Below are 16,722 nucleotides of genomic sequence, written 5' to 3' on the forward strand. Positions count from 1 at the left end.
TTCGGGCAGACCGGGGCCGGGGGGTACCTCGGACTTCTCAGGGTCCGGTGGTACGGCCGGAGGGCGCCCGGTCCGGGGGTGTGTACGCGTCGAGGTAGTGGGCGACCTGCTTCGCGTACGCCCGGTACGGGGCCGGCACCCCACCGGACTTGTTCACCTTGTCCCACGACGTCCGGTAGGCGACGGCGACCAGGACCCGCGGGTCCCCGGTGTTGTCCGAGGCCAGGCGCGGGGCGATCCAGCACAGGTAGCGGCCCATCGCCGGGATGGACTCGGCGGGCGGGAACGGCGGCGACGGGACGGTCTCGCCGGGTGTGCCGTCCTCGTTCATCCACCAGCGCAGCACCCGCGGGGTCCAGCGGGCGATGCCGTACTCGTCCTTCCCGGGGTCGGCGAGGTCCGGGTCGAAGTCGCTCTCCACCTTCAGCATGGCGGCGATCAGGGCCGGGGTGACCGACGGATGGTCGCAGTCGTGCGCCGTCTCGACGATCAGCAGCCGGTACGCGCCCGGCACGCCCCGGTCGGTGCGCAGGTGCTCGGCCCCGTACGGCACGACGCCCGTGTCCGCCGCGGCCCCGCCCGCCGCGGCGCCCCGCGCGGAGCCGAAGTCCCAGGTGGCGACGGTGTACCCGAGGCCCGCCACGGCGGCGGTGGCGAGCCCGGCGGCGAGGACGGCCGTACGACGGGCCAGTCGGCCGGGGAGAACGTGTGGGAGGCGGCCGGACGGGAGGCGTGCCAGGCGCCGTGAGCGGCCCTCGGCGGATGCCGTGTCCGTGACGGTCTCCACCCGGCGCAGGAGGGCCTCGGTGGAGATCCGGGCGGCGTGCGTACGGGCCAGGCAGGCGTGCACGATCTCCCGCCAGGTGTCCGGGAGTTCGGGGGACAGCCGCAGTTCGGCGGTGCCGCGGGCGTGCGCGACGGCCGCGTCGCGGCGGGCCGTCGGGGTGGCGCCGGGCAGCGGGAAGGAGCCGGTGAGCACGAGATGGGCGAGGACGCCGAAGGCCCACACGTCGGCGGACGGGCGGATCCGGCGGCCCCGTTCGCCGATCTCGGCCCACAGCAGCTCGGGCGGGGTGTAGTCGGGGGTGGAGAAGGCGGGGGTGTAGGCGTGGGTGCCCTCCAGTTCGCCGGCCATGTTGAAATCGGCCAGCCGGGCCGAACCGTCCGCCATCAGCAGCACATTGGCGGGCTTGAGGTCGCCGTGCACCCAGCCCGCCCGGTGCAGTTGGGCGAGGCCCGCGCAGACCTGGGCGAGCAGCGGCGGCCCGGCGGCCGGCCGCGGGGTGCGCCTCAGCAGGGCGGACAGGGACGTCTCGGCCTTCTCCAGGACCAGCACGGTGGCGCCGTCGAGATGCGGGCGGCCGGGGTCGTCCACGGTGAGGGTCTCGTAGAGCCGGATCAGCCGCGGGCTGCTCAGCCGGCTCAGCAACTCTGTCTCCCGCTCGGCCAGTTCGCGCAGATGAGTGAGCTGGCGCGGGGTGTGGGTGCCGGTGGGCAGGAACTTCAGGGCGGCGGTCTCGGGCAGGTCCGCCGGCGTCCGCGCCGCGGCATCGTTGTCAGACGCCTTCCCGGCAGGCCGCCGCCGGGCCGCGTAGACGCTGCCGAACGCGCCGCTCGCGAGGGGTTCGCGCACCTCCCAGCGGCCGATCCGGTAGCCGGGCGGCACCCGGACCGTGGGGGAGCCGGGGGAGCCGCTCACCGCCCGGTCACCTCCAGCAGCGCGAGGTCGTCCTCGCGCACCAGGTCGAAGCGGAGCGCCAGCGAGACGAGGGACTCCTTCTTGCCGTTGAGGCGCGGTCCTGGGTCCGCCGTCTCCGGGCCGGGCTTGAGGCGCAGCTTCACGGCCAGGTAGTCGATGTTCCACTGCACCGAGGTGCGGGAGGCGGCGGGCCAGCCGGGCCGCAGCCGGGTCACGACCTGCTCGACCGTGGGCAGCGGGGCGTGCGGCGCGCCGCGCAGCCTCGGCTCGCACAGGGCGGCCAGCACCGCGAAGTAGCGCTTCGAGCGGTCCAGGGCGAAGGCGGGCGCCGTCGTCGCCCCGTCCAGGCCGGACGCGGCGCCCATATAGTCGTGGCGCGGCGCCCACACCTCGACCGGCAGCAGATCGCCCGCCGCGGGCAGCACGATCCGCGCGAACTCGAAGGGGACCGGCGCGTCCAGCCGCCCCGGCGCGACCTTGATGTGCTCGCCCGCGCCCTCCGGGTTCTCCACCACATAGGTCTGCTCGCGGCTGAAGTTGCCCAGTATCCAGAACGCGCCCTGCGCGGTGATCTCGCCCGCCCGCCGGGAGACCCCCTGGTGGGGGATCGCCAGGTCGTTGTCGCGCGCCGAACGCCCGAAGGTCAGCCGCTCACCGGGGGCGAGCCGGAGCGGGCGCCGGGGCTCCTGGCCGCCGCGCCCGTCGCCCGGGTCCCCCGGTGGTACGACGATGATGCTGTACACGCTGTGTCTCCCGCTCCCCACCCGCGCCTACCGCATCAGGGTGGGTGACGGAACGGGGCCGTGTCACGGTGTGACACGGCCCCGAGGAGGAATGGCGCGAACTGGTCAGTGGCCGCGCCGGTTCAGCGTCGCGTCAGTACCGCGGACGCTTGAACCACTCCGCGCTGGCGCGCTTCGCGGCGAAGACGATCACCAGGACCGCGAGGATCATGACGAGCAGGCCGAGGCCGTACATCCCGAGCGAGAAGATGCCGCTCACGATCGCGAACGAGCCGTAGACGATCGAGCAGACGCGCACGCCGTTGCCGCCGCCCGCGTACTGGAGCAGGAGCACCACGCCGAGCACCGCGAAGACGGCGGCCAGGCCGATGAAGAAGATGACGACGCCCTTGCCCAGGTCGGCGTAGCGCTCGGCCTCGGCGTCACCGGTGACGCCGGCCTCCAGCATCGTCTTGTCCCACTCGGACAGCGCCTTGAGGTAGACACCCGAGATGACGACGTGCGCCAGGGCGATCACGCCGAGCAGGATCTGCGCGGCGCGCGTGATGGCCGGGATCTGGGTGGGGACGTAGCCGCCGCCGTACGGCTGGGAGACCGGCGGGGCCGCCGGGTAGCCGTAGCCCTGCTGCGGGGCGCCGTACCCCTGCTGCGGGGGCTGGCCGGGGTAGCCGTAACCGGGAGGGCCGGGCTGCTGGGGCGGCTGCCCGTAGGGGTTGTTCGGGTCGCCGAAACTCATGGCGGTCCTTCCTCCGTAGTGCACCGGGGTGCGGGGACGACGGGCGGCGCGGTTTCGGAGGAAGAGGTGCGGATGCGGTTGATCCCCCCGGTACAGCCCGCGGCACTGTGCCGTCAATCGTTCTGCAATGGCCGGTTTGTTGTCCAGCCGCATTCCGCAGGTGTTGTGCAAGTGCAACATCCACGATCAAGGACGCGGGCGGGGTGCCGGGCGCGGGGTGTCACCTGCGAGGTCACCCGGATTGGAACCCGGGACCCGTCATCCGGGAGGATGGGACCATGACCGCCCAGATTCTCGATGGCAAGGCCACCGCAGCCGAGATCAAGTCCGATCTGACCGCCCGCGTGGCGGCGCTGAAGGAGAAGGGCGTCACGCCCGGCCTCGGCACGATCCTCGTCGGCGACGACCCCGGCAGCCAGAAGTACGTCGCGGGCAAGCACCGCGACTGCGCCCAGGTCGGTATCGCCTCCATCCAGCGCGAACTGCCCGCCACGGCCACCCAGGAGGAGATCGAGGCGGTCGTCCGCGAGCTGAACGACGACCCGGCGTGCACCGGGTACATCGTGCAGCTCCCGCTGCCCAGGGGCATCGACGAGAACCGCGTCCTGGAGCTGATGGATCCGGCCAAGGACGCCGACGGCCTGCACCCCATGAACCTCGGGCGTCTCGTCCTCAACGAACCCGCCCCGCTGCCCTGCACCCCGCACGGCGTCCTGACGCTCCTGCGGCGGTTCGGCGTGGAGATCAAGGGCGCCGAGGTCGTGGTCGTCGGCCGCGGTGTCACCATCGGCCGCCCGATGCCGCTGCTGCTCACCCGGCGCAGCGAGAACGCCACCGTCACCCAGTGCCACACCGGCACCCGGGACCTCGCGGCGCACCTGCGGCGCGCGGACATCATCGTCGCGGCCGCCGGCTCCGCCCATCTGATCCGGGCCGAGGACGTCAAGCCGGGCGCCGCCGTCCTCGACGTCGGTGTCTCCCGCGACGCCGAAGGCCGGATCGTCGGGGACGTCCACCCGGACGTGCGCGAGGTGGCCGGCTGGATCTCCCCGAACCCCGGCGGGGTCGGCCCGATGACCCGCGCCCAGTTGCTCGTGAACGTGGTCGAGGCGGCGGAACGCAGTGTCGGCTGACGGCACCCCGGGCGGACCCGAGGACGACAAGGACACGCAGGGCGGCCGGACCGCCCCGGACGTGCGGGACCCCGACGAGATCGAGGTGCGCGACCCCGTCAGCGCGCCGGGTCCCGACGGTGTGCCGCGCCGCACCACTCGCCGCTTCCCGAAGTTCACCCGGGACACCGCCCGCCCCGAGGGCGGCGGCCGGGCGGCGGACGCGGACGCGCTGGCGGCCCGGCAGTGGCCGATCATCGCGGTCCTGGCGACGGTCGCGCTCGGCCTGCTGCTCACCGCGCTCGACCAGTTCCGGATCGGGACGATACTGATCGGCGTCGCGCTGCTGGCCGGTGCGGTGCTGCGCTGGCTGCTGCCCAACGTCGGCATGCTCGCCGTCCGCTCCCGCTTCACGGACATAGTGACGTACGGGGTGCTGGGCTCGGCGATCGTCCTGCTGGCGATGATGGCGCAGCCGAATCCTTGGCTGCAGATCCCCTTCCTCAAGGACACCCTGCACTTCACGGTCGCCAACTGACGTACGCGCGGCGGCCCGTCCTCTCCCCCGAGAAGGACGGGCCGCCGTCGTGTTCCACGCTCGCGCACGGTGACGGCCCGTTCAACGGCTGTCCACGCGCTGTGTCATGGAAGTGACAGTTCCGGAACCCTGTGGCGGTCCTGCCACGGACGCGCGCCTGATGTGCGCTCGTCGTGCCGATACGTTGACAGTTCGGCCATGTGTCCCGAATCGTCGGTACCTCGGGGTCCGCGTGGCCCGTGGGGGGACCGTGTGCAGGGAGGGGGGCCGATGGCGCGCCGGAAGGAACTGTCCGACGAACTCGACCCACAGGTACGGGAGTTCGTCGAGCTGCTGCGCGGGGTCGTGGACCGGGCCGGGCTGAACCCGCGGACGCTCGCCGACCGGACCGGCTACGGCCGGGCGTCCTGGGAGCGTTACCTCGACGGCCGGCAGCTCGCCCCCAAGGGCGCGGTCGTCGCCCTCGCCGAGGCCGCCGGCACCCCCGCCGACCCACTGACCGCCGCCTGGGAACCGGCCGAACGCGCCTGGAGCCGCGCGGAGTTGCGGAACGCGGGGACACAGGACGCGCTGAGGATCGTAGGGCTGAAAAGGGCCGAGCCCGATGGCCCGCCCCGGCCGGGCGGCTCGGGCGGGGCGCGGCGGTGGGGCCTGTTCGTGGCCGGGGTCATGGGCGTGGTGATCGTCGTCGTGGGCGGGTTCCTGCTCACCGGCGACGGGGATCCGAAGCCGGTGTCCGACTCGGGCCGTACGCCGTCGCCGTCCGCGAGTTCCCCCACCGCGCCGCCCTCCGGGGTGCTGTGCGGCGGGGCGGCCTGCACCGGCCGGGACGCCGAGGAGATGGGGTGCAGCGGCGACCTCGTGACCACGGCCCGCAGCGCGACCGTCGGCACGGTCGTGGTCGAGGTCCGCTACAGCAGAACCTGCGGCGCGGCCTGGGGCCGCATCGTCCAGGCGGCGCCGGGAGACTCGGTGCGGGTGACCGTGGGGAAGACCCGGCACACCGCCCGCATCACCGCCGCCGACGACACCATCGCCTACACCCCGATGATCGCCGTGCCGGACCCGGCCCGGGCAACGGCGTGCGCGTCGCTGGCTTCGGGGGAGACGGGGTGTACGGGGTAGGGGGGCGCGGGGCGGCCGTCGATCGGATGGACGGTGGCGGTGCGACGGCCGAACCGGATGAGGTGCGCGGCGGAGGTCGGCTCGACGGGCGCGCGGCGTTGGCCGGCCGGAGAGGCGGCGGCGGTGCGGCGGCCGGACGAGGCGCGTGGCGTCGGCTGGCCGGACGGGTGGTGGTGATGCGGCCGGCGGCTGGATGGGGTGCGTGGCGCTGCGCGGCCGGGCGAGGTGCGCGGCGGAGGTTGGCCCGACGGGGACAGGGGGCCGCGGCTGGACCGGGCGCGGACGGGGGTGTGGCGCCGGTCGGGTGGGGTGCGGGTCGGTCGGAGGGTGGTGGCGGTGCGACGGCCGGACTGGGCGCGCGGCGCAGGTCTGCCGGACGGGACGCACGGCGCCGGTCGGCGGGACGGGCGCGGGCGGAGTGCGTGGCGCTGAGCGGCCGGGCGAGGTGCGCGGCGTAGGTCTGCTCGGCGGAGTGCATGCATGGTGCCCGGCGGGCGGACGGGGCGCACGCGCGGGTCGGCTGTCCAAGACGCGGGGCGCACGCGCGGGTCGGCCGCCCACGACGTGGGGTGCGCGTCGGCCGGATGGGTGGCTGAGGTGTGGCAGGGGGTGGAAAAAACCCGGTGGGGCGGGAATACCTTCGTCCGCGGCGGGCACGCGAACCGTACCCCCACGGGATCCGGCACGACCCGGTCCCCCGCCGCGGCGGTCGCACGGTTCCTCCTCTCCCGGACCGGCGGCCGTCGCGGCGCAAGCTCTCCCCCCGCCGGCGGCCGTCGCGGCGCAAGCTCTCCCCCCGCCGGCGGCTGCCGCGGCGCAAGAGGGGTCCACTCTGTGGGACGGGCCACACGGCCCCGGCCGTCCGGTGTCCGGCGGGCGCGATAGCCTGACCGCTGGTCGGGTCTCTTGATACCAAGAGATCGATCATTTGTACGTCCCGTCCGGGGCAGGGACGCCCCACCGAGCTGTCATACGGAGAACGCCATGACCCGCACTCCCGTGAACGTCACCGTCACCGGCGCGGCCGGCCAGATCGGTTACGCCCTGCTCTTCCGCATCGCCTCCGGCCAGCTCCTCGGCGCGGACGTGCCGGTCAAGCTGCGCCTCCTGGAGATCACCCCGGCCCTCAAGGCCGCCGAGGGCACCGCGATGGAGCTGGACGACTGCGCGTTCCCGCTTCTCCAGGGCATCGACATCAGCGACGACCCGAACGTCGCCTTCGACGGCGCCAACGTCGCCCTCCTCGTCGGCGCCCGCCCCCGCACCAAGGGCATGGAGCGCGGTGACCTCCTGGAGGCCAACGGCGGCATCTTCAAGCCGCAGGGCAAGGCCATCAACGACCACGCCGCGGACGACATCAAGGTCCTGGTCGTCGGCAACCCGGCCAACACCAACGCCCTGATCGCCCAGGCCGCCGCCCCGGACGTACCGGCCGAGCGCTTCACCGCGATGACCCGCCTCGACCACAACCGCGCGCTGACCCAGCTCGCGAAGAAGACGGGCTCCACGGTCGCCGACATCAAGCGTCTGACGATCTGGGGCAACCACTCCGCCACCCAGTACCCGGACATCTTCCACGCCACGGTCGGCGGCAAGAACGCGGCCGAGGTCGTCAACGACGAGCAGTGGCTGGCCGACGAGTTCATCCCGACCGTCGCCAAGCGCGGCGCGGCGATCATCGAGGCCCGCGGCGCGTCCTCCGCCGCCTCCGCGGCCAACGCCGCCATCGACCACATCCACACCTGGGTCAACGGCACCGCCGACGGCGACTGGGCCTCCATGGGCATCCCGTCCGACGGTTCCTACGGCGTCCCGGAGGGCCTGATCTCCTCCTTCCCGGTCACCACCAAGGACGGCGTGTACGAGATCGTCCAGGGCCTGGACATCAACGAGTTCTCCCGCGCCCGTATCGACGCGTCGGTGAAGGAGCTGGAGGAGGAGCGCGAGGCGGTCCGCGCCCTCGGCCTCATCTGATCCCGGTCAGATCCCGGTCAGATCCTGCCTCACCTCACGGGCCCCGCTCCGGTCTCCTCCGGGACGGGGCCCGTCGGCATGTCCCGCTCCGCACCCGGTGCCGGGTCCCGCAGTCCCGCCACCACAACCACCGTCGCCGCCAGGACCACCGCGCCGACCGTGCGCAGCGCAGGCCCCATCCCGGTGCCGAGGCCGCCGTGACCGGCGAGGACCGTTCCGGCGACCGCCACGCCGAGGGCCGCGCCGATCTCCCGGGCCGAGGTGCCGAGCCCGGAGCCGAGGCCCGCCTGCCGTGACGGGAGGGCGGCGACCACGCCCAGGGTCAGCGCGGGCATCGACAGTCCCGTGCCCGCCGAGATGACCAGCAGCCAGCAGGCGTAGAGGGGGTACGGCGTGCCGGGCCCCGCGGTGGACGCGGCGAGCAGGCCGACGCCGATCAGGGCGAGGCCGGTGCCGATGACCGGACGCGGATGCGCCGACCAGCGGGCGGCCAGCTTCGGCACCAGGGCCATGCCGACGATCAGCGGGACGATCGCGACCCCGGTGAGGGCGGGCCCGTACCCCTTGACCTCTTGCAGGTACTGGGAGTTGACGAAGAACAGCGCGAACAGCCCGAAGAACCCGGTCGCCATGCCGAGCGTGGTCGCGCGCAGCCGGGGCGAGCGGAACACCCGCGGGTCGAACAGCGGGGCGGGGGAGCGCAGCGCGTGCCCGGTGAACAGGGCGATCAGCAGGGCGCCCGCCGCGAACGCCAGCAGGATGTCCGGCGAGGTCCAGCCGTGGCCCGGGCCCTCGATCACACCGAACAGGACGGCGACCAGCCCGGCCGTGAGCAGCAGCGTGCCCACCGGGTCGGGGCGGCCGCCCGGGGCGCGTGCGGTGCGCGGGGTGCTCACCAGTACGGCGAGCGCGAGCAGCGCCGCCAGCGGGACCATCGCGCCGAACAGGGCCCGCCAGCTCAGATACTGGCCGACCAGCCCGCCGCCCAGGTTCCCGGCCATGCCGCCGAGGCCGAGGGCGAGCGTCCAGGAGGCCAGGGCCTGGGCGCGGCGCTCCGGTCCCGCCAGATGGACCAGGATCGACAGGGTCGCCGGGGTGATCAGCGCCGCACCGGCGCCCGAGACGCCCCGCCCCGCGATGAGCGCCGCGGGCGAGGCCGCGAGGGCACTGGTCGCGGCGCCCGCGGCGAACAGGGCGAGCCCGGCGAGCAGGGCGCCCTTGCGGCCGTACCGGTCGCCGACCGCGCCCGCTGGGACGAGCAGGCCCGCGAAGACGATGACATAGGCGTCGACGGTCCACAGGACCTCGGCGGACGAGGGGTGCAGGGACGACGAACCCAGTTGCGGGATCAGCAGGTTGATCGCGGCGACCATGCTCTGGGCGACCAGGACGCAGGCGCACAGCGTGAGGAGCGTGGACCGTTTCAGGGCGTGCGGGGGCAAGGCTCCTCCTCGGGAGCTGGACGGCGTGGGAGGCCCGGACGGCGCTCGTGGGGGCCGGGCGGGCCGGTCCACCGTAGGCTCGGCCCCGACCTGCTTTCCAGTGCAACCTTCGCAAGGGACGAATGCGTATGACGCAATCCGCGGGACTGGACCTCAACCTGCTGGTCGCGCTGGACGTGCTCCTGGAGGAGCAGAGCGTGCAGGGCGCCGCCCGCCGGCTGCATCTGTCGGAGCCCGCGATGAGCCGCACCCTCGGCCGGATCCGGCGGGCGCTCGGGGACCCGGTACTGGTGCGGGCCGGGCGGCGGATGGTGCCGACGCCGCGCGCCCTCGCCGTACGCGCCGAGGTGAGCGCGGTCGTGGAGCGGGCCCGCGCCCTGTTCGCACCGGCCGCCGGCACCGACCTCGCCACGGCCGTCCGGACCTTCACGATCCTCGGCCACGACGCCCTGGCGGCCGCGCACGGCCCGGCCCTGCTGGCCCGCGCCGCCGCCGAGGCGCCCGGCGTCCGGCTGCGCTTCCTGGGCGAGAGCCACATCGACGCGCCGTTCCTGCGCGAGGGCACCGCCGATCTGGAGGTGGGCGTCATCGACACCACGGCGCCCGAGGTGCACCGCGAACAGCTCCACGAGGACCGCATGCTGGGCGTCGCACGGGCCGGACACCCGTTGCTGGAAGGCGAGTTGACGCCTCGTCGGTTCGCGGAGGAGGCCGGGCACCTGATCGTGTCCCGGCGCGGCCGGCTGCACGGCCCGGTCGACGCCGCGCTCGCCGAACTCGGCCTGCGGCGGCGGGTGGTGGCGAGCGTCGGTTCGCTGCCCGCGTCCTACTTCGTGCTCCGCGACACCGATCTGGTGGGCCTGAACACGGCCTGGGGCGTCCCGCTCGCGGAGAGCCTCGGCCTGGTCTCCTTCGCGATCCCGCTCCCCCTGCCGCCCCTCACCCTCGGCATGGCCTGGCACCCCCGCCACGACGCCGACCCGGCCCACGCCTGGCTCCGCGCCACGGTCCGCGACCTGATGTCCGGTAGCCGACCGGACTGACGCGGCCCGCAGCTCGCGCCCGGCAGCCGCACCGGCGACCAGCCACCCGAAATGTTCCCCGATGCCCCCCTTTTCAGTGACGCATCACACATTCCACCCCTGATCACGCATGCGACCCGCGACCAGGGGCAGGTGCTCGCGGTCTCCGAGGGTGATCCACGGGTGACGCAGGGGGACTGCACAGGAACGGAAGGCGACAGCGAACCATGGCCGACAGAACGGAACAGCAGGCACGCGGCACCGTCCACGTGGGAGGCGAGTGGCGCACGGCCGTCTCCGGCGCCGTGCGGGAGATCCTCGACCCCGCCGACGGCCGCCCCTTCGCCGAGGTGGCCGAGGGCGACGAGCGGGACGCCGATCTGGCGGTCGCGGCCGCCCGCCGCGCCTTCGACGCCGGTGACTGGCCCCGCACCCCGGCCGCCGCCCGCGCCGCGCTGCTGCGCCGCGTCGCCGACCTCCTCGTCCGCGACCGGGAATCCCTCGGCCTGCGGGAGAGCCGGGACGCGGGCAAGACGGCCGCGGAGGGCCGGATCGACATCGACTGTGTCGCCGACGCCTTCCGCTACTTCGCCGACCTGGTCGCCGCCGAGGCCCCGGGCCGGGTGGTGGACGCCGGCTCACCCGACGTCCACAGCGTCGTCGTCCATGAGCCCGTCGGGGTGTGCGCGCTGATCACCCCCTGGAACTACCCGCTGCTCCAGGCCAGTTGGAAGATCGCCCCGGCGCTCGCCGCCGGCAACACCTTCGTCGTGAAGCCGAGCGAGATCACCCCGCTGACGACCGTCGCCCTGATCGACCTGCTCGTGGAGGCCGGGCTGCCCGCCGGGGTCGCCAACGTCGTCACCGGCCCCGGCGCCACCGTCGGCGCCCGGCTCGCCGCCCACCCCGACGTGGACCTCGTCTCCTTCACCGGCGGTCTGGCCAGCGGCGTCAAGGTCGCCGAGGCCGCCGCGCCGACCGTCAAGAAGGTCGCCCTCGAACTCGGCGGCAAGAACCCCAACATCGTCTTCGCCGACGCCTGCGCGAGCCCCGAGGGCTTCGACACCGCCGTCGACCAGGCCCTCAACGCGGCCTTCATGCACAGCGGCCAGGTCTGCTCGGCGGGCTCCCGGCTGATCGTCGAGGAGTCCGTCCGGGACCGCTTCGTCACCGAACTGGCCCGCCGCGCCGCCCGGATCCGCCTCGGCCGCGGCACCGGGCAGGGCGTCGAGTGCGGCCCCCTCGTCTCCGCACAGCAGCGCGCCAAGGTCGAGTCGTACGTCGACTCCGCGCTCGCCGAGGGCGCCGTGCTGCGCACCGGCGGCCGCCGGCCCGACCCCGCCCCCGAGCGCCCCGCATCGGGTTACTTCTACGAGCCGACGGTCCTGGACCGCTGCCACCGCGAGATGCGGGTCGTCCGCGAGGAGGTCTTCGGACCCGTCCTCACCGTGGAGACCTTCCGCACCGAGGACGAGGCCGTGTTCCTCGCCAACGACACCGAGTACGGCCTCGCCGGGGCCGTCTGGACCACCGACGCCGGCCGCGCCCGCCGGGTCGCCGCCCGGCTGCGCCACGGCACCGTCTGGATCAACGACTTCCACCCCTACCTCCCGCAGGCGGAGTGGGGCGGCTTCGGAAAGAGCGGAGTGGGCCGCGAACTCGGCCCCGCCGGGCTCGCCGAGTACCGCGAGACCAAGCACGTCTACCAGAACCTCGCGCCGAAGCCGGTCCGCTGGTTCGCCGGCTGACCCGCCCCCGCCCTTCCCCCTCGCACGCCCCTGGAGCACCCCCATGTCCGAGCACACCCAGGTCTACGACTACGTCGTCATCGGCGGCGGCACCGCGGGCTCCGTCATCGCCTCCCGCCTCACCGAGAACCCCGACGTCACGGTCGCCGTCGTCGAGGGCGGCCCGAGCGACGTCGGCCGTGACGACGTCCTGACCCTGCGCCGCTGGATGGGCCTGCTCGGCGGCGAACTCGACTACGACTACCCCACCACCGAACAGCCCCGCGGCAACTCGCACATCCGGCACAGCCGCGCCCGTGTCCTGGGCGGCTGCTCCTCCCACAACACGCTCATCGCCTTCAAGCCGCTGCCCTCCGACTGGGCGGAGTGGGAGGCGGCCGGCGCCGAGGGCTGGGGCGCGGCGCTGATGGAGGCGTACTACGCGCGGCTGCTCAACAACGTCGTCCCCGTGGACGAGAAGGACCGCAACGCCATCGCCCGGGACTTCGTCGACGCGGCACAGAAGGCCCTCGGCGTCCCCCGGATCGAGGGCTTCAACCGCGCCCCCTTCACCGAGGGCGCCGGATTCTTCGACCTCGCCTACCACCCCGAGGACAACAAGCGCTCGTCCGCCTCGGTGGCCTACCTCCACCCGGTGATGGACGAACGCCCCAACCTGGCCCTCCTGTTGGAGACCTGGGCGTACAAGCTGGAGCTGGACGGCACGCGCGCCACCGGTGTGCACGTCCGCCGCAAGGACGGCGAGGAGATCCTCGTACGGGCCCGGCGCGAGGTCGTGCTGTGCGCCGGCGCCGTCGACTCGCCCCGTCTGCTGCTGCACTCGGGCATCGGCCCCCGCGCCGACCTGGAGGCGCTCGGCATCCCGGTCGTCCACGACCTGCCCGGCGTCGGCGAGAACCTCCTCGACCATCCCGAGTCGGTGATCGTCTGGGAGACGGAAGGACCCATCCCGGAGAACTCCGCGATGGACAGCGACGCCGGTCTGTTCGTGCGCCGCGACCCCGGACAGCCGGGCCCCGACCTGATGTTCCACTTCTACCAGATCCCCTTCACCGACAACCCGGAGCGACTGGGCTACGAACGGCCCCCGTACGGCGTCTCGATGACCCCCAACATCCCCAAGCCCCGCAGCCGCGGCCGTCTTTACCTGACCAGTGCCGACCCGGCCGTCAAACCCGCCCTGGACTTCCGCTACTTCACCGACGAGGACGACTACGACGCCCGCACCCTCGTGGACGGCATCCGGATCGCCCGCGAGATAGCCCGCACCGAGCCGCTCGCCGGGTGGCTCAGACGCGAGGTGGCCCCGGGGCCGCACGTCACCGGCGACGAGGAGCTGAGCGAGTACGCCCGCCGCGTGGCGCACACCGTGTACCACCCGGCCGGCACCTGCCGCATGGGCGACGCTGCCGACGAACTCGCCGTGGTCGACCCGGAGTTGCGGGTGCGCGGCCTGGACGGTCTGCGGATCGCCGACGCGTCCGTGTTCCCCACCATGACCGCCGTGAACCCGATGATCGGGGTGCTCATGGTCGGGGAGAGGGCCGTCGACCTGATCGGGGGCGGTGCGTGATGAGTACAGCCGCCGAAACTCCCGTCTTCTCCGTCGACGGCCTCTGGAAGGTCTTCGGCCCGAAGGCCGACCGGGTCCCCGCCGACCCCGGGCTGGCCGCGCTGCCGCCCGCCGGCCTGCGCGCCCGGACCGGCTGCACGGCCGCCGTACGGGACGTCTCCTTCGACGTCCGCAAGGGCGAGGTCTTCGTCGTGATGGGCCTGTCCGGTTCCGGCAAGTCCACCCTCGTGCGCTGTCTGACCCGGCTGATCGAGCCGACCGCCGGCACCATCGCCATCGACGGCGAGGACGTCCGCGCCATGGACCGCGCCCGGCTGCGGGAACTCCGCCGCCACCGGGCCGCGATGGTCTTCCAGCACTTCGGTCTCCTCCCGCACCGCACGGTCCTCGACAACGTGGCGTACGGCCTGGAGATCCAGGGCGTCGGCCGCGCCGAGCGCCGCGAGCGCGCCGCCGCCGTGGTCGCCAAGGTCGGCCTGGAGGGCATGGAGCGGCGCCGCCCGAGCCAGCTCTCCGGCGGCCAGCGCCAGCGCGTCGGCCTCGCCCGGGCGCTGGCCGCCGACCCGGAGGTGCTGCTGTTCGACGAGCCGTTCAGCGCGCTCGACCCGCTGATCCGGCGGGACATGCAGGAGGAGGTCGTCCGGCTGCACCGCGAGGAGGGCCGCACGATGGTCTTCATCACCCACGACCTCTCCGAGTCCCTGAGACTCGGTGACCGCATCGCCCTCATGCGCGACGGCCGCGTGGTCCAGCTCGGCACCCCGGAGGAGATCGTGGGCAGCCCCGCCGACGACTACGTCCGCGCGTTCGTGCGGGACGTACCGCGCGAGCAGGTGGTGACGGTCCGTACGGCGATGCGTCCCGCGTCCGCCGAGGAGGCCGCCGCCGGTCCGGCGCTCGCCCCGACCGCGACCGTGTCGCAGGCCATCGAGGCGGTGGCCCGGGCGGGCGCCCCGGCCCGGGTCATGGACGCCGGACGGTGCCTGGGCGTCGTCGACCACGAGAGCCTCTTGGCGGTGGTCGCGGGAGTGACCCCGGCCGCCCGGCAGGAGGCGGTCTGATGGCCACGGTCACCGCCGCCTCCCTCCGGATCGCGCCGCCGGGTGTCCTCCGCCGCCCCGCCGCCCGCAAGCTCCTGCTGCTCGCCGCCCTCGCGGCCGTCCTCGTCCCCCTCGCCCACGCCCGCTGGGCCAGCGGCTCCTGGCCGAGCGCCCTCACCGTCGACCTCACCGGCCCGCTCACCCGCGCCGGGGACTGGATCATCGACAACCGGGACAGCCACCCGCTGTTCCTGTACTTCCTGGGCCATGTCAGCAACGCGGTCGTCGTCTCCGTACGCGCCGTCTATCTGCTGCTGCTCGCCGCCGGCTGGGCCGGGGTCACCGCGGCCGCGACCGCGCTGGCCTGGTGCGTCGCCGGGATCCGGCTCGCGCTCGGCACCGCCGCCGCCCTCCTGGCCTGCGGCGCGCTCGGCATGTGGGTGCCGACCATGCAGACCCTCGCCCTGATGGCCGTCGCCGTCCTCGTGTCGGTCGCGGTCGGGACGCTCCTCGGCCTCGCCGCCGGACTCTCCGACCGGCTGGACCGGGTCCTGCGCCCGGTCCTGGACACCATGCAGGTGCTCCCGGCCTTCGCCTACCTCCTGCCGGTCGTCCTGGTCTTCGGCATCGGCGTCCCGGCGGCCGTCCTGGCCACCGTCGTCTACGCGGCCCCGCCCATGGCCCGGCTGACCGCCCTCGGACTGCGCGGCGCCGACAAGGAGGTCCTGGAGGCCGTGGACTCGCTGGGCGCCACCGCCCGCCAGCGGCTGCTGACCGCCCGGCTGCCGCTGGCCCGCAAGGAACTCCTGCTCGGCCTCAACCAGACGATCATGATGGCGCTGTCGATGGCGGTCATCGCGTCGGTGATCGGCGCGGGCGGTCTCGGCGACCGCGTCTACCAGGCGCTGGCCTCGGTGGACGTCGGCGCGGCGCTCGCCGCCGGCATCCCGATCGTGCTGCTCGCGGTCGTCCTGGACCGGATCACGGCCGCCGCGGGCGACACCACCGGCCGCAGGCCCGCCCCGCGCGCGGTGTACGCGGTCCCGGCCGCCCTCGCGGTGACCGTGGCGGCGGCCGTCGCCGCCCGTCTGTCCGGCCGCCTCGACTGGCCCGCCTCCTGGACGGTGGCCGTCGCGACCCCCGTCAACGACGCCGTCGCCTGGATGACCGACCACCTCTACTCCGGCGTCCCCGTGGTCGGCGGCACCGCCGACTGGGCCGGGCACTTCACCACCTGGGTCCTCGACCCGCTCCGCGACGGTCTCCAGGGCCTGCCCTGGTGGGCGGTGCTGCTGCTGGTCGCGGCGGTGGCCTGGCCGATCGGCACCTGGCGCACCGCGCTCACCGCCGTGCTCGCCCTCGCCGCGACCGGGGTGCTCGGCGTGTGGGAACCGTCCCTGGACACGCTCTCCCAGGTCCTCGCGGCCGTCGCCGTCACCCTCGTCCTCGGGTTCGCCATCGGGGTGGCGGCCGCCCGCGGCGACCGGTTCGAACGGCTGCTGCGGCCCGTCCTGGACGTCTTCCAGACGATGCCGCAGTTCGTGTACCTGATCCCGGTGGTGGCCCTGTTCGGCGTCGGCCGCGCGCCCGCCGTCGCCGCGGCCGTCGTCTACGCGCTGCCCGCCGTCGTACGGATCACCGCGCAGGGTCTGCGGCAGGTCGACCCGGCCGCCCTGGAGGCCGCCCGGTCCCTCGGCGCGACCCCCGCCCAGCAGATCCGGCAGGTGCAACTGCCGCTGGCCCGGCCCGCGTTGCTGCTCGCCGTGAACCAGGGCGTGGTCCTGGTCCTCGCCGTCGTCGTGATCGGCGGCCTGGTCGGCGGGGGCGCGCTCGGCTACGACGCCGTGTTCGGCCTCGCGCAGGGCGACCTGGCGACGGGTCTGGTCGCCGGCGCCGCCATCGTCTGCCTCGGCCTGACGCTCGACCGGGTGACCCAGCCGACCGAACGCCGCACGACGAAGGGAGCGTGA

At 74.2% G+C, this 16,722-nt stretch carries 13 protein-coding genes; 9 read left to right on the top strand and 4 right to left on the bottom strand.

All coding sequences use genetic code 11. The annotated features are described in order from the left end of the window. Positions 1-37: 37 nt before the first annotated feature. The 3 genes from AFM16_RS24060 to AFM16_RS24065 form a co-directional block, all read right to left on the bottom strand. Positions 38-1,699, bottom strand: coding sequence for a protein kinase domain-containing protein (locus AFM16_RS24060; protein ID WP_245177782.1), 1,662 nt, complete (start codon positions 1,697-1,699; stop codon positions 38-40). Further along, positions 1,696-2,442: an FHA domain-containing protein gene (locus tag AFM16_RS40150; protein ID WP_245177783.1), complete on the bottom strand. Its 747-nt coding sequence runs from the start codon at positions 2,440-2,442 to the stop codon at positions 1,696-1,698. The genes AFM16_RS24060 and AFM16_RS40150 overlap by 4 nt, the downstream gene beginning before the upstream one ends. Positions 2,443-2,575: 133 nt before the next feature. Next, positions 2,576-3,178 (bottom strand): membrane protein, encoded by a 603-nt coding sequence (locus AFM16_RS24065; RefSeq protein ID WP_030787995.1) that lies wholly within the window; start codon positions 3,176-3,178, stop codon positions 2,576-2,578. A gap of 278 nt (positions 3,179-3,456) precedes the next feature. On the opposite strand from AFM16_RS24065, the gene AFM16_RS24070 reads away from it, so the two are divergent. The 4 genes from AFM16_RS24070 (at position 3,457) to AFM16_RS24085 (ending at position 7,927) form a co-directional block, all read left to right on the top strand. After that, positions 3,457-4,311: a bifunctional methylenetetrahydrofolate dehydrogenase/methenyltetrahydrofolate cyclohydrolase gene (locus tag AFM16_RS24070; protein ID WP_030787992.1), complete on the top strand. Its 855-nt coding sequence runs from the start codon at positions 3,457-3,459 to the stop codon at positions 4,309-4,311. Beyond that, complete coding sequence (locus AFM16_RS24075; protein ID WP_078634579.1) at positions 4,301-4,828, top strand: DUF3017 domain-containing protein; 528 nt, start codon at positions 4,301-4,303, stop codon at positions 4,826-4,828. Before AFM16_RS24070 ends, AFM16_RS24075 begins: the two co-directional genes overlap by 11 nt. 270 nt (positions 4,829-5,098) lie before the next feature. Continuing rightward, complete coding sequence (locus tag AFM16_RS24080; protein WP_078634580.1) at positions 5,099-5,953, top strand: helix-turn-helix domain-containing protein; 855 nt, start codon at positions 5,099-5,101, stop codon at positions 5,951-5,953. 984 nt (positions 5,954-6,937) lie between these two features. After that, complete coding sequence (locus AFM16_RS24085; RefSeq protein ID WP_030787983.1) at positions 6,938-7,927, top strand: malate dehydrogenase; 990 nt, start codon at positions 6,938-6,940, stop codon at positions 7,925-7,927. A gap of 29 nt (positions 7,928-7,956) precedes the next feature. Here the strand turns inward: AFM16_RS24085 and AFM16_RS24090 are convergent, their stop codons facing one another. Beyond that, positions 7,957-9,369 (bottom strand): MFS transporter, encoded by a 1,413-nt coding sequence (locus AFM16_RS24090; RefSeq protein WP_078634581.1) that lies wholly within the window; start codon positions 9,367-9,369, stop codon positions 7,957-7,959. 122 nt (positions 9,370-9,491) lie between these two features. On the opposite strand from AFM16_RS24090, the gene AFM16_RS24095 reads away from it, so the two are divergent. From AFM16_RS24095 to AFM16_RS24115, 5 genes are all read left to right on the top strand, one after another. Beyond that, positions 9,492-10,412 carry a LysR family transcriptional regulator gene (locus tag AFM16_RS24095; protein WP_078634582.1) on the top strand — a complete coding sequence of 307 codons (921 nt, stop codon included), beginning with the start codon at positions 9,492-9,494 and terminating at the stop codon, positions 10,410-10,412. A 206-nt stretch (positions 10,413-10,618) separates the two neighbouring features. After that, entirely contained in the window at positions 10,619-12,139 is a 1,521-nt protein-coding gene (locus tag AFM16_RS24100; RefSeq protein WP_078634583.1) for an aldehyde dehydrogenase family protein, read from the top strand. Between the two features lie 43 nt (positions 12,140-12,182). Further along, positions 12,183-13,712, top strand: a complete 1,530-nt coding sequence (locus AFM16_RS24105) for a GMC family oxidoreductase (protein WP_078634584.1) — start codon at positions 12,183-12,185, stop codon at positions 13,710-13,712. Continuing rightward, a complete protein-coding gene (locus AFM16_RS24110; protein ID WP_078634585.1) occupies positions 13,712-14,773 on the top strand; it encodes a quaternary amine ABC transporter ATP-binding protein in 1,062 nt (353 codons plus the stop codon). Before AFM16_RS24105 ends, AFM16_RS24110 begins: the two co-directional genes overlap by 1 nt. After that, positions 14,773-16,722 (top strand): ABC transporter permease subunit, encoded by a 1,950-nt coding sequence (locus AFM16_RS24115; protein WP_078634586.1) that lies wholly within the window; start codon positions 14,773-14,775, stop codon positions 16,720-16,722. Before AFM16_RS24110 ends, AFM16_RS24115 begins: the two co-directional genes overlap by 1 nt.

Source organism: Streptomyces antibioticus, from assembly GCF_002019855.1.
GTDB lineage: Bacteria > Actinomycetota > Actinomycetes > Streptomycetales > Streptomycetaceae > Streptomyces > Streptomyces antibioticus_B.

Coding starts and splice junctions, on each gene's coding strand:
- AFM16_RS24095 (WP_078634582.1), top strand. CDS start 9,492: ATGCGTATGACGCAATCCGCGGGACTGGACCTCAACCTGCTGGTCGCG.
- AFM16_RS24070 (WP_030787992.1), top strand. CDS start 3,457: ATGACCGCCCAGATTCTCGATGGCAAGGCCACCGCAGCCGAGATCAAG.
- AFM16_RS24100 (WP_078634583.1), top strand. CDS start 10,619: ATGGCCGACAGAACGGAACAGCAGGCACGCGGCACCGTCCACGTGGGA.
- AFM16_RS24065 (WP_030787995.1), bottom strand. CDS start 3,178: ATGAGTTTCGGCGACCCGAACAACCCCTACGGGCAGCCGCCCCAGCAG.
- AFM16_RS24110 (WP_078634585.1), top strand. CDS start 13,712: ATGAGTACAGCCGCCGAAACTCCCGTCTTCTCCGTCGACGGCCTCTGG.
- AFM16_RS24105 (WP_078634584.1), top strand. CDS start 12,183: ATGTCCGAGCACACCCAGGTCTACGACTACGTCGTCATCGGCGGCGGC.
- AFM16_RS24085 (WP_030787983.1), top strand. CDS start 6,938: ATGACCCGCACTCCCGTGAACGTCACCGTCACCGGCGCGGCCGGCCAG.
- AFM16_RS24080 (WP_078634580.1), top strand. CDS start 5,099: ATGGCGCGCCGGAAGGAACTGTCCGACGAACTCGACCCACAGGTACGG.
- AFM16_RS24115 (WP_078634586.1), top strand. CDS start 14,773: ATGGCCACGGTCACCGCCGCCTCCCTCCGGATCGCGCCGCCGGGTGTC.